Source organism: Paracoccaceae bacterium (genome assembly GCA_033344815.1).
Taxonomy (GTDB): domain Bacteria; phylum Pseudomonadota; class Alphaproteobacteria; order Rhodobacterales; family Rhodobacteraceae; genus Roseobacter.
In genome coordinates this window covers 1,368,913-1,381,430 of the sequence record JAWPMR010000001.1, presented here as the reverse complement: position 1 = coordinate 1,381,430, position 12,518 = coordinate 1,368,913, and the positions used below count along the sequence as shown (strand labels likewise).

12 protein-coding genes are annotated in these 12,518 nt (G+C 55.6%); 5 read left to right on the top strand and 7 right to left on the bottom strand.

Going from position 1 to position 12,518, the window contains the following annotated elements; genetic code table 11:
- The first annotated feature begins 13 nt into the window (after positions 1–13).
- From R8G34_06470 to R8G34_06450, 5 genes are all read left to right on the top strand, one after another.
- Positions 14–1,927, top strand: coding sequence for a DUF3604 domain-containing protein (locus R8G34_06470; protein ID MDW3222522.1), 1,914 nt, complete (start codon positions 14–16; stop codon positions 1,925–1,927).
- Positions 1,928–1,971: 44 nt separating this feature from the next.
- Positions 1,972–2,871 carry a transporter gene (locus tag R8G34_06465; protein ID MDW3222521.1) on the top strand — a complete coding sequence of 300 codons (900 nt, stop codon included), beginning with the start codon at positions 1,972–1,974 and terminating at the stop codon, positions 2,869–2,871.
- Positions 2,872–3,015: 144 nt separating this feature from the next.
- Positions 3,016–3,855, top strand: a complete 840-nt coding sequence (locus tag R8G34_06460) for a sulfatase-like hydrolase/transferase (protein ID MDW3222520.1) — start codon at positions 3,016–3,018, stop codon at positions 3,853–3,855.
- Positions 3,856–3,897: 42 nt separating this feature from the next.
- Complete coding sequence (locus R8G34_06455; GenBank protein ID MDW3222519.1) at positions 3,898–4,263, top strand: sulfatase-like hydrolase/transferase; 366 nt, start codon at positions 3,898–3,900, stop codon at positions 4,261–4,263.
- Positions 4,264–4,373: 110 nt separating this feature from the next.
- Complete coding sequence (locus R8G34_06450; protein MDW3222518.1) at positions 4,374–5,012, top strand: hypothetical protein; 639 nt, start codon at positions 4,374–4,376, stop codon at positions 5,010–5,012.
- Positions 5,013–5,512: 500 nt separating this feature from the next.
- Here the strand turns inward: R8G34_06450 and R8G34_06445 are convergent, their stop codons facing one another.
- From R8G34_06445 to R8G34_06415, 7 genes are all read right to left on the bottom strand, one after another.
- A complete protein-coding gene (locus R8G34_06445) occupies positions 5,513–6,472 on the bottom strand; it encodes a PDR/VanB family oxidoreductase (GenBank protein MDW3222517.1) in 960 nt (319 codons plus the stop codon).
- A gap of 6 nt (positions 6,473–6,478) precedes the next feature.
- Positions 6,479–7,318, bottom strand: coding sequence for a 3-methyl-2-oxobutanoate hydroxymethyltransferase (locus R8G34_06440; protein MDW3222516.1), 840 nt, complete (start codon positions 7,316–7,318; stop codon positions 6,479–6,481).
- Positions 7,319–7,328: 10 nt separating this feature from the next.
- On the bottom strand, positions 7,329–8,339 hold the full coding sequence (locus tag R8G34_06435) for a sterol desaturase family protein (protein MDW3222515.1): 1,011 nt from the start codon (positions 8,337–8,339) through the stop codon (positions 7,329–7,331).
- Positions 8,340–8,367: 28 nt separating this feature from the next.
- Positions 8,368–8,715 (bottom strand): cupin domain-containing protein, encoded by a 348-nt coding sequence (locus R8G34_06430; GenBank protein ID MDW3222514.1) that lies wholly within the window; start codon positions 8,713–8,715, stop codon positions 8,368–8,370.
- 1 nt (position 8,716) lies between these two features.
- Complete coding sequence (locus R8G34_06425; protein MDW3222513.1) at positions 8,717–10,033, bottom strand: FAD-binding oxidoreductase; 1,317 nt, start codon at positions 10,031–10,033, stop codon at positions 8,717–8,719.
- A gap of 121 nt (positions 10,034–10,154) precedes the next feature.
- Entirely contained in the window at positions 10,155–10,919 is a 765-nt protein-coding gene (locus R8G34_06420; protein MDW3222512.1) for an IclR family transcriptional regulator, read from the bottom strand.
- A 289-nt stretch (positions 10,920–11,208) separates the two neighbouring features.
- Positions 11,209–12,207 (bottom strand): ABC transporter substrate-binding protein, encoded by a 999-nt coding sequence (locus tag R8G34_06415; protein MDW3222511.1) that lies wholly within the window; start codon positions 12,205–12,207, stop codon positions 11,209–11,211.
- Positions 12,208–12,518: the final 311 nt, after the last annotated feature.

Sequence of the window (12,518 nt, the reverse complement as noted above, 5' to 3'; positions counted from 1 at the left end):
ACAGGATAGAGCCATGTTTTCAAGATTTCTCATAATTGCCGCTTTGCTGGCCACGCCGGCGTTTGCGCAGGAAACGCCCCCTGACCAAGCCGCCGATGTCCTGTCGGGGCGGCCGTATTCGCCAAACGCGGATCGTGGATTTCCCGAACAAGTCTATTTTGGAGACACGCATGTGCATTCTGCCCTGTCCGCTGATGCAGGGGGCGGCGGGACGACATTGATGCCGCGCGACATGTACCGTTTTGCACGCGGTGAACAGATCATGTCGAATACTGGACAGCCCGTGAAACTTCCGCGCCCGTTCGATTTTTACATGCTCACAGAGCATACGGACGGCATGGGCGTGATCACAGACATCAAACGCGGTGCGCCCAACATCATGTCAGATGCTGACGGGAAAAGGTTTCATGAAGCTTTTGCGCAGGGTGGAAACGCTGCAAAAGAAGCCTCAATCGAACTCATTGCAAAGTTCAGCCAAGGCACCTTGAGCGAGGCTCTTCTCTATCAGCCGGGTAGCCCGGGCTATGACAATACCTGGCGCGACTTGGTTCAGGCGGCGGAAGAGTTTAACGAACCGCACGTATTTACTGCGATTATTGCCTACGAATGGACCTCCCTCGTCGCTGGCGACAATCTGCACCGCAATGTGCTCTTTCGCGATGGACCCGAACGCGCATTACAAGTTGTTCCTTTCCTGACAGCGCCGCCAGCCGGAAGTTCTGACCCCCGCGACCTCTGGGCATGGATGCAGAACTACGAAGACAAAACCGGCGGCGACGTTCTCGCGATCCCGCATAATCCAAACTTGTCCAACGGACGCATGTTCGCGCCCAACGACACCTTTCGCGATGGTCAGGCCTTTGACGCAGAGTACCTGCGCACGCGCGCAAACTGGGAAAAGCTTCTGGAAATCCAGCAAACCAAGGGTGACAGCGAAACGCATCCCTTGATTTCACCGACGGATGAGTTTGCGGATTATGAGTCCTGGGACTGGGCCAACCTTGATGTTTCTGCGTCCAAGACGCCAGAGATGATCCCTTACGAGTACGCGCGCGGCATTCTCAAAGAGGGTTTGCGCTTTGGGTCCGAGCAAGGGATCAACCCGTTCAAGCTTGGGTTTGTTGGCGGCTCAGACATCCACACTGGCTTGACGACGCAGGACGACAACAACTTTTTTGGCGCATTCACATGGATGGAGCCTTCGGCCACGCGCGCAAACAGCATTGCCAAGGGCAATGACAACTTGGGCATATCTTACAAGGGGTGGCAATACGCGACGCCTGGTCCGACGGCTGTCTGGGCAACAGAGAACACCCGGGCGGGTATCTTCGACGCACTGGAACGTCGCGAAGTGTACTCGACGACGGGTCCAAGAATTATGGTGCGCTTGTTCGGAGGCGACTTTAACGAAGACGATATCAAACATCGTGATCTTGCGCGCATCGGGTATTCCAAAGGTGTACCTATGGGCTCTGACCTGCTTCCACTGGAAGATGAAAAAGCCCCGGCCTTTCTGGTCTATGCTCTGCGTGATCCAATTGGAGCCAACCTTGACCGTATTCAGATCGTAAAGGGGTGGGTGGACCTCGAGACAGGAGAGACACAAGAGAAGGTTTACGACGTAGTGTGGGCCGGGGATCGAGCACAAGGAGACCATGGCAAGTTACCGCCCGTTGGCAACACAGTTGACCTGAGCATACCGTCATGGACCAATGATATCGGCAGGGCTGAGCTAGGCACAGTCTGGGCTGATCCGGACTTTGATCCAAATGAACATGCTTTTTACTATGCACGGGTCATCGAGATCCCCACTCCGCGTTGGACAGCGTATGATGCGGTACGCTTTGGAATTGAGATGGATGAGGGCACCGAAATGATCACACAGGAACGGGCGTACACATCCCCAATTTGGTACACTCCGAAATGAAGCACTCTCTTTTGAAGTCCGCGCACACCGCTGTCTTTGCGAGCATGTTTGCGCCGGCGTTTGCCTTCGCTGGTGAAGGTGGAGGCAGCCACTATGTGCCCGGGACTCAGAACGAGTTTCTTCTAGGTGTCTTCGGTCCCCCTGGGGTCTATCTACGCAATGACATCTGGTACTACGACTACGATGTAGGTGCGCATATTCGAAACGGTGTCGCCGTGGGAGGCGCCGAGCAGTCCGTGCTGCTGAACACGACAAAGGTTTCGTATCTGAGCGATTTTGAAGTGTTCGGCGGACGCTACGGCGCGTCGGTTGCTCTGACCTATGTCTTCGACGCAGATATCTCGGGGGATGTGGTTAGCGGGCCGCGCGGATTCAGCGTGGGAACCTCAATTGACGGGTTTTCCGACATCTACGTGGCACCGGTTCTTTTGAATTGGGCCAAAGACAAACAGCATTTCACATTTCGGCTTGGTGCCTATGCGCCGACCGGGTCTTTCGACGCGGATAAGGCGCTGAACACCAGCCGAAATTATTGGACCGCTGAGCTTGGCGGGGCTTACACTTGGTTCAATCCCCAGACCGGCTTTGAAGCTTCCGCAAGTTTCGGATACCTCCACAACTGGGAGAACTCGGACACTGACTACACCACGGGCGATGAAGTCCATCTGGACTGGACTGTCGCACAGCACTTTTCCAAGACCTTCACTGCAGGGATTAGCGGCTATTTCTACGCGCAGGTCGAAACGGACGAAGGTACGGTCGTTGGGCCTATTGACGCGTCAGACATCAAGGCTTGGAGCTACGGTCTTGGCCCGTCTGCGCAATGGACCGTACCGGTCGGAGATACGTCCATCGGTGTTATCGCAAAGGCACTGTTCGACATTGACGCCTCTGATCGCCTCACCGGAAATATGTACATGATTTCGGTCACATACGCATTTTAGAACATGGAGTTTGTTATGCTCTCCAAGACCAAAGCTAATATCTTTGCGACTATGTTGATGAGCGTCTGTTTAACGACGCCAGTCAGCGCATAGTCCGATGGTGTTCTGACGGATGGATCCGTCTGACCATTCCCGCCAGAACCTATGGCAGGAACAGCAGAGCGCCGCCTGCAAGACAGCGCTATACAGTGGCCTGATCCGGTGCAGCGACTGCCCGAGGATGCGCCCAACATCCTTATCGTGCTTTTGGACGATGTCGGTTTCGGCATACCCGAAACCTTTGGGGGCGGGGTCAGTACACCCACGCTTGACTCATTGGCGGCAGAAGGTATCGCCTTCTCCCAATTTCACAAGACGTCCATTTTCTCGCCAACGCGTGCAGCCCTTTTGACAAGACGCCATCACCCACGTTTTGGCTCTGGGACGATTGCCGAGCGCGTGGTTGCCTTCGGCGGTTACACAGGCGTCATTCCGAAAGAGGCCGCGACAATCGCAGTTATCCTGAAGGAATATGGTTACCACACCTCCGCTTTTGGGAAGTGGCACAACACGCCCGCAACCGAAACCACAGCCATCGGACCAAAGGATCGCTGGCCAACTGGCTATGGTTTTGAATATTTCTACGGCTTCCTGGGAGGTGAGACCTCGCAATGGGAGCCTCGGCTGACCCGAAATCTTGATGCCGTTGAGCCGCCGGTGGATGACCCGACTTACCACCTGACGGAAGATCTGGTGGATGATGCCTTGAACTGGCTCGACGATTACCGGGGCTTTCGACCCGGACAAACCGTTCTTCATGTATTGGGCGCCGGGTGGAGTGCACGGACCCCACCACATTTTCCCGAATGGGCTGACAAATACGACGGTCAGTTCGATGACGGTTGGGATGCGTACCGCGAAGCAACCTTCCAGCGTCAGTTGGATCTGGGCGTGATCCCCGAAGGCACGCTGCTGACACCGCGCGATGAAACCATGCAGGAGTAGGCTGACATCCCCGCCGATCAGCATGAGTTCCAGACGCGTTTGATGGAGATCTTCGCTGGGTTCGTGGAGCACACGGACGCGCAAGTCGATCGGCTTTTCCAAGGGTTGGACGACCGTGGTCTGCGTGACAAAACGCTGATTTTCCATATCTTCGGTGACAACGGATCGTCGTCCGAGGGGCAACGCGGCTCGATCTGCGTGCTTTTGGCGCAAAACAACATTCCCAATACGATCGAGCAGCAACTCGATGCGCTCGAACGAATTGGTGGGATTGAGGAATTGGGAGGCCCGCGCACCGATAACATGTACCACGCAGGCTGGGCCTGGGCGGGAAGTACCCCTTTCAAAGGCACCAAGCTGATGGGGTCTTGTTTTGGCGGGACGCGCAACCCGATGGTCGTGTCCTGACCTGACCTGGAAAGATCGAACATGACGGCGAGATGCGCACGCAATTCCATCATGTCATCGATATTGCGCCAACCATCTACGAGATTCTGGATATCCCCCATCCCTAGGTCGTGAACGGCTACACGCAGATGCAGATGGATGGGGTGAGCCTTGCTTATACTTTTGACGAGGCAGGGGCCGCACCGCAGAAGTCCGAACAGTTCTTCGACAACAATGGCAGTCGTGGTATCTGTATCGACGGTTGGTTTGCCGGAACATTTGGGCCCTTCACGCCTTGGGACAGCGCGGGGTCAGCAGCCGTGATTGCGGACTGGGACTCCGACGACGACGTTTGGGAGCTTTACAATTTAGCCAAAGACTCCAGCCAGGCCAATGATCTCGCAGCCGATATGCCAGATAAACTTGCTGAAATGCAGGCGCGTTTCCTCGAAGTAGCCGAGGATAACAAGGACTTCCCAATCGGTGCCGGCAACTGGTTGCGTATCCATCCACAGGATTGCATCGCGTCTGCCTACGATCAATGGACGTTTGGGCCTGAGACCAAGCGATTGCCAGAGTATGCAGCACCCGGGGTTGGCCGGCAGTCAACGCGTGTGACCGTCGACGCGGAATTTGAAGAAAACACCAATGGTGTTCTCTACGCAGTTGGCGGTGCGGGCGGCGGTCTGAGCGTTTCCCAGCGATGGGATCGACCTATTGGCGGGACATCTAAGTGCATTGGCTCTATGTTTTACGAATGTCCGCTTTAGGCATCGACACCCAGAAACTTCGCATCGACAAAGCAAGCTACTTCCCGCCCTTTTGACCATCGCGACGGAAAAATCCGACGTCGCCTTTGGGCTCCTTTGCCCACTTCGCCGCGCGGTAAACGAAAGGCTGGTCTGGTGTCGAGCGCTCTTTCGCTAAACCGTGCACGTACTGGAAAGACGCGGACTTTCCCGTCATTCAGTTTTCAGGTTTTGCCAGCGCAGCATCGCTTCGCGCGCGCGGCACTCTTTCCGTTACGTTGCAGCTAATGTCATCAGAGCGGTCCTTCTGGAGTGATTTCGGTGACATTGTCCAAATAGATCTTTTGTTTCAATTCGTCTTTGCATCTCGCATGCTCTTTCATTTCATTGGCGCGAAAAGCCTGAGCGCTACCCCAGCGTCATTTGCCAATGACACTGGGATAGCGCAGAGTGTGGATCAAGATGAAACAGATTTGGTGTTTAAGTCTGCGGGAGTCATGCAGGCTTTGTTGGTTGTGGCCCTAAATATCCAACACGATCTTCCCCCCCGCCGCACGAGAAACGCATAGGCACATAACACGCCCGGACCTGCGTTGATGCGCCGACAGGAAACTGTCGCGGTGGTCGGGTTGCCCGCTGACAACATCGCAGACACACGTGCCGCAGACGCCTTGCTCGCAGGAAAAGGCGGCGTCGATTTGATTGGCTTCGAGCACTTCAAGGATGGTTTCATCGGCCGCAACATCCAATGAGACACCACTGCGTGCCAGTTCAACGGTGAAGGGTTTAGAAGACGCACCAGCAAGTGCCGGTTTCGCTGCAAATCGTTCTAGGTTTATCGCGTCAGACGGCCAATGGACCTGCGCCGCCGCCTCCGCACAATCCATAAAGGGTCCGGGACCGCACATGTAAACTTGGCCGCCTGGAATGGGTTCCACCAGAATGTCACAAAGTGCTTGGCCGGTTGCAGTAACATCCAAGCCCTCATGGAAGGTCACCTTGGACCCATAGTTGCCCTGCTCCAAACGGGCCCGAAACGCGGTATGTTCTGCGGCTCGTGAGAAGTATTGCAGCTCAAACGATCGACCAAGCGCATGTAAATGGTCCGCCATCGCGATGATCGGTGTGATCCCGATACCAGCGGCCAGCAGAACGCTGTGTGCGGCACTTTCATCCAGCGGAAAATTGTTGCGTGGTGCGCCGATTTCAAGCCGGTCACCTTCATGTACGGCGCGGTGCATTAGATCTGATCCACCGCGCGAGGGATCAACTTGCCGCACGGCGATCATCAAACGTCGTCTATCGTTCGGATCACCGCACAGCGAATACTGCCGAATGATCCCTTCGCCGCAGTGCACGTCAATATGTGCGCCTGGAGCATAGGTGGGTAGTTTGAACAGGCCTTTTTTCACCAGCACAAATGCACGGACGCCTTCCGCCTCTCGCGTCACTTTCTCAACTGTTACGTTGATCAGCACCATGACGGCTTACCGATGTACCGGCTGCAGCTTTTCGAGCCTTTCGCGCAGTACCTCAAGTTCGTCCGCGGGCATGAATACTGTTGTACTCTCATCCGGGAAAGCCTTCTCCATTACCGCCGCGTGGTAGCTTTGCAGCGCACGGGTACGCTCCGCGCGCAATTCCTTGCGGATACGGCCAACATCACCAAAAGCACGGGCGTGACGTGGCGGGTTTTCGGTGTCACCGCTCAGATCAGACATGTAGGACAAGATGATGTCGCCGGATGATCCCGCGCCGATGGTCACGGTGACGAGGTTCGTGTGCTTGCCGATCTCGGCCAGAGCTTCCTCGGCCACGCACTCCACTTCCACGGCGTAGGCACCGGCGTCTTCAAGTTGACGGAAGTAGTGCAGCAAATCGAGCGCCTCCTGCGCTGTCTTGCCGACGGTCCGCAAACCACCGAACTGCGTCGCGCGAGCGGGAAAGAGGCCCGAATGGCCCTGAACGCTGATCCCTTCGCGCGCAATGCGTTCGATGTGGCGCAGGCTGCGCGGGGTGTAAATGGCATCGGCACCCTGCACCATCGCGTTGATGGCTCCGCCAAGAGCGTCATCCTCGGTCACATGTTCGCGCATCGCTTGGGCGGCGGTGATGAAGATATGTGGGGCGGCGGAGCGGATGGTTTGAACCGTATCACAGCCAATGGTCAGCGTGTCGATCTGCGCATCTGCTGCAGCGGCGGCTTCTTCAGCGCCAAAGGCGGTGACTTGTGTCATGCGCTTGCCTGCGGCCTTGTTCTTCAGGATACAGCCGACGGTCAAATGCCGCGCAGCGAGTTGCCCGCCATAGGTGTAGATGTGCTTCATACGGGGTGTCCTATTTCGGGGCAAAGATCAGTTTTTTGCGCGCGCGTATCCGTTTGGTTGCGGCCTCGGTCCCGTCATGGAAACTCCCAAACCAGCGGTCCAGCGGCATCTCCTCAGAGCCATAGTTACACTCAAAGTATCGATGGTGGAGTTGGTGGTGAAACGATCCGGCCTTCATCGCCTCTTTGTCCCTGACAATCAGCTTGTCAAAACCCGCGTGCGAATAGATCGCGCCGAGCCCAAGCGCGTACATGTGGAAAATCACATGCAGAGGGTGAGAAGGCAGCACAAAATGGATCAGGATGCCCGAGAAATAGAGACACCCTTCAACCGGATGCATCGCAAGGCCCGACCACGGGCCGACATTGACGTTGCGGTGGTGCAGTGAATGCACGTGTTTGAACGACAGCGGCATATGGATCAACCGGTGGATCCAGTAGAAATGGAACGATTGCCAAAACCGGAGTACAAAGAAAAACAGCACGAACCAGACAGGCGATTGCCCGATGCTGTCCAGCGTCGGCACCCAGCCGTTTGCGGCCAAGTAAAAATATAAGATCAACCACAACGTCCAGAAGGTGACGGAAGAGGCCAAACTCCAGAAAATGTTGTCCCAGACCTGATGGCCAAATGTGAAGCGGCTGGATTTCTCCATCGGACGCACGTCGAATTTGAGCCGCATTTTTTGACCTGCAAAAACATAGAGGTAGAGGTGCAAAACCGACCCCAAGAGGATTGCCAAGCCGAAGTTGATGGAGGCAATCTGGAGCATCCAGCCAGCGTCCAGCGTATGCATCGCGGTCATGGACGGCAGCAGAAAGGCCACCGTGATGATTGCAAGAGCTATGTGGCTAAGTGGTGGGGCCAGCTTGAACCAAGTTCCAACCAACCAGGCAAAAGCGGCACGAGGTTTCGGGGGTATATCAAATACCGGGGACATGCCAATTGGCAGCTGGGGATGATAATTCCACGCCCGTGACGTGTGTGCGGGCACCTCGATGTTTTGGTCACTTCTGGGCATTACACCGCTCCTTGCTGTGCCCGTTCTGTCAAACAGAGACGATGACGTAGTGTTTGCGGATGTATTTCTTGACGTGCCAAACGGGCTGCAATCCGTTGTCCATCACGAAAGCATCGCCCGCCTTTACAATGCGCGACGCGCCATCCGCCGTCTCAATCCGCGCCTCACCTTCCAAGATATGACAAAACTCAATCTGGTCATTCATCGGTCCGCGAAACACGCCCGCCGTGCTGTCCCACATGCCGGATTTGAAGGTGCCCTCTGCGCCTACAAAATGGCTCCAGACATTTTGCTCCGGCGTGCCCTCGATGATGTCTTGAGCGAATTCCTTCTTGCGCGGCTCAGTGTTCAGGTCGGCAAAGTTCACGAATTGCATATCAGGTCTCTTTTTTTGAGGCAGCAGGCGTGATCCGATCCCAGATCACGCTGGCGTGGTCTTTCATTGACATCGACGGGGCCATAAGCGGCACCATACGGCTGGACAAACTGTGGAACGGGATGGGTGAAATTGACGATATTGGGAACGGCAGATCATCGTTGTGACCACCCAGCACTTTGCGCGCGAGACTACGGCCCATCACAGATGTCATCGCGATCCCGCGCCCGCTAAACCCCAGACCGGCCAGCACGCCGGGGGCCGGTTCGTGCATCTTTGGCATCATATCCTGCGTTACGCCGATGCGGCCCGCCCATGTGGTCTCGATCTTGATGCCCTTCAACTGCGGAAAGACGGTATGCAACCCGTTCAGCAACCGCCCCACACCGCCCAATGTACGGGCGCTGTCGTTGCTGCCGACACAGCCAAAGATCAGCCGGTTATCTGCATCGTAGCGCGCATAAAAGATCGCTAGTCGTGTGTCCGAGATGGTCTTGCGCCCCGGCAGAACGGTCGCTTGCTGCTCTGGCGTCAGAGGTGCTGTGGCCAATGAGATGGAGTAGAGCGGCAACATCGTCTGGCGCAGCCCGGGCCAAAGGTCATCGGTATAGGCATTGGTTGTCAGGACCACGGTATCTGCAGTGATGCTGCCGGTCGGCGTCGCGATCCGCCATTTGGTGCCGTCCTTTGTGATCCTTTGCGCTGGTGCCTGTTCAAAAAGCCGCGCGCCTGCGGCCTGTGCAGTCTTGGCATAGCCGCGTGTCAACGCCATGGGTTGAACAAAGCCACCCTTGGCGTGGCGCAATGCAAAACCGTATGTGTCTGAGCCAACAGCCGCGTGTGTTTCGGGTTGCGACAAAACGTCAATGTCGGCTCCTACATCAGCCCATGCTGCCTGAAGCTGTCGCAGATCATCCGCTTGTTTGCGTGTGTGCGCGGCCTGTATCCAGCCATTCTGCTCTGCTCCACAGTCTATTTTGTACCGTCTAATATCATCAAAGAGGGCGTCGGCTGAGGACAAAGTCGTCTTGATCAACCGTTCCGCCTGAGTGTCACCAAATTTGCGGCGCAAGTCGTCCGGTGTTGCGCGCCAGATCGGATTACACTGACCTCCTGAACGCCCCGACGACCCGAAACCAATCTTTTCGGCATCCAGAACAGCGGTATCCACGCCGCTCTCTGCAAGCGTAATCGCCGTCCGCAAACCGGTCAGCCCCGCGCCGACGATCACAACATCGGCTGTCTTTTCGCTCTCTAACGCTTCGCAGTCAGGGGGCGGCGGTGCGGTGCGGTGCCAGTGGATGCCTTCAGGTATCACGTGCAGTTCCTTGCAATATCGACTCGGCGTGATCACGCTCTGCAAATATTGTAATGCAAGACTATAATTTTACAATACACAACTCTCAGATGGACAACCTTGAATAGCCAGCTCTTTCGCCTCAGCTCAGTTGGCCGAAGCGCGCTGATATTTCCTTGGTCTTCGTCAGCAAAGCAGGCGCGCAAGCAAGAAGCGCTTTCAGAGACGCAACGCGCAACGGTATCCACAGGCTTATCGCGCCGAGGATACGACCATCGTGATCCAATACAGGTGCCGCGATCCCGACGACTTGATAAAACTCTTCGCGATCAGACACCGCAAATCCGGTGGCCCTGATATTAGAAAGGATCGCCTCAATTTCTTGTCTGGTGGTAAGCGTCGTCTCGGTGAACTTTTCCAGCTCAGCCACTGCGAAATAAGCGTCCCGCTCATGGTCCGTCATGTGCGCAAGAAACACCTTGCCGACGGCGGTGTTGTGCAACTCTGATTGACCACCCTCTTTGACTGCCAATCGATAAGGGTGCGCTACGTTTGCGCGCGTGAACGTCACGGTATGCTCAACTCGGACGGCAAGCGCGACATTCATTCCGGTCTGTTCAGCAAGATCGCGCAGATCCTGATCTTTGACCAAGCTCAGGTCCATCTTTTCCCAAGCTGCACGCGCCCAGCTTATGAGCAATGGTCCGGTTGAATAAGTCCGGTCGCGTTCGTCAAACTCGACCAGTTCCTGGCCGATCAAGATAGTAAGGATGCGGTGTGTCGAGCTTTTGTTAAAGCCAGTGGTCTGGGCAATTTCTGTCTGGGACAACCCGCTTTTTTGATTGGCTAGGAGGTCGATGACGGCGACGCTTTTCTGAATGATTGAGCTTTGAACCTCACGCGACATACTCAACGCCTCCGAAAGCACGATCCGTTTGTGTGAAACAGGTTAACGTCTTGAGACATGTCCTACAATGTCGAAGGTGCATCGAGGATTTTTATGACAACATGCGCTGAAAAAAGGACGCGCAAAAAGCGCGGCCAGTTTGATCTGAAACCTCGCAAAAAATTTCAGGGAGATCAAACCTGATATAACCTTTCGCACAAAGAACTTAGTCTTCTGCGGTACTCAAAGGTTAACAGAATTTGCATCGATGCGGGCGCATACCTTAGCGAAGGGATGCGCCCGTTCTTGATTACATGCCCTTGGCAGCACCAAGCGGCCCGGTGTTCACGGCACCCTCGTAGCTGTCGAGTGCTGAATCGATGGAACCCGCGTTTACGAACACGTCGCCAACGCCTTTCATAAAGCTGGCTGCATTGCCGCCGAGCCATGCTTCAGACAGCTGGTCATCAATGCTTGGGAACTTCATCGTGGCAATCGCAGATTTAGCCGCGTCAAGGTCCATGCCCGCTTCCTTTGCAATCACAGCTAGCATCTCATCGGATGGGTTTGCAGCCCACTCGGCATTGGCGTCCGCAGTGACTTTGAGGAACTTCGCCAACTCTTCACCGTTCTCAGCCGCATAGGCCGAAGGCACAGACGTCACGTCAAACACCAGAATGCCGATCTCTTGCTTGGCGTCGCCGTCCAGCAGAACGTCACCGTACTCCTGCATACGCGCCCAGCCACCGCCGTAACCACAGGCAAAATCAACTGCTTTCTGGCTCAAAGCCGAAGCGCCTTCCGGAGGAGCCATGTCAACAATCTGCAAGCTGTCCAGAGGCACACCGAAATGGTCCATCTGGCGAATAAAGCTATAGTGCGCAGCAGTGCCCAGCGGCACAGCCACTTTCTTACCCGCCAACTCGCTGGCTGTCTCCAGCGTGATCTCCAGATCGGAGTGCACCGCACAGCCTTGGTTTTCTGCGTAGCTTACTGCAACATCGACAAGCTGCAGGTCTTGGCCACCGGAAACGGCAACCACGAAGGGCGGCAGGCCCTGAGACAAGGCGATCTGAACGTCTCCGGACGCCATCGCCGCAGACATTGCTGTCCCTGTCTCGAAGGAAACCCAATTCACTTTCTTGCCGAGCGCTTCGTCATAAGCGCCGGAAGCTTTGGCGGCCATCATTGGCATGGGCCACTCAAGGAAATATGCCACGGTGATTTCGCCGTGGCCGTCTGCGATTGCGGCTTGGACCGACAAGGCCATGACGGCACCCGCCATCAAACCTGTGAATGATTTCTTCATGATGTGTACTCTCCCAATTGTTGCATCCGCGTTCCGTTATGTGAGACGCGATTTTTGCATTGCAACCATTCTGTAGATTCTCGCGAACGTCAATCCATTTACGAGAGCTATGGCTGCTTTTCTGGCCGTTGAACGCGGCGGGGACTAAACATAGGCGGGAAATTCATGCGAGACGCAAGGAAAACTCATGCCATGACATAGCTTCCAACTGGACGTCAGATGCGGTGCACTAGTGGCTGTTTCTTTCGCCGCGCAACGGCATAGCAGTTTTCGCTCACACAGCATTTCCAAATTTCCGAGCGCGCGCAGAA

Coding starts and splice junctions, on each gene's coding strand:
- R8G34_06470 (MDW3222522.1), top strand. CDS start 14: ATGTTTTCAAGATTTCTCATAATTGCCGCTTTGCTGGCCACGCCGGCG.
- R8G34_06465 (MDW3222521.1), top strand. CDS start 1,972: ATGTTTGCGCCGGCGTTTGCCTTCGCTGGTGAAGGTGGAGGCAGCCAC.
- R8G34_06460 (MDW3222520.1), top strand. CDS start 3,016: ATGGCAGGAACAGCAGAGCGCCGCCTGCAAGACAGCGCTATACAGTGG.
- R8G34_06455 (MDW3222519.1), top strand. CDS start 3,898: ATGGAGATCTTCGCTGGGTTCGTGGAGCACACGGACGCGCAAGTCGAT.
- R8G34_06445 (MDW3222517.1), bottom strand. CDS start 6,472: ATGGTGCTGATCAACGTAACAGTTGAGAAAGTGACGCGAGAGGCGGAA.
- R8G34_06440 (MDW3222516.1), bottom strand. CDS start 7,318: ATGAAGCACATCTACACCTATGGCGGGCAACTCGCTGCGCGGCATTTG.
- R8G34_06435 (MDW3222515.1), bottom strand. CDS start 8,339: ATGCCCAGAAGTGACCAAAACATCGAGGTGCCCGCACACACGTCACGG.
- R8G34_06430 (MDW3222514.1), bottom strand. CDS start 8,715: ATGCAATTCGTGAACTTTGCCGACCTGAACACTGAGCCGCGCAAGAAG.
- R8G34_06420 (MDW3222512.1), bottom strand. CDS start 10,919: ATGTCGCGTGAGGTTCAAAGCTCAATCATTCAGAAAAGCGTCGCCGTC.
- R8G34_06415 (MDW3222511.1), bottom strand. CDS start 12,207: ATGAAGAAATCATTCACAGGTTTGATGGCGGGTGCCGTCATGGCCTTG.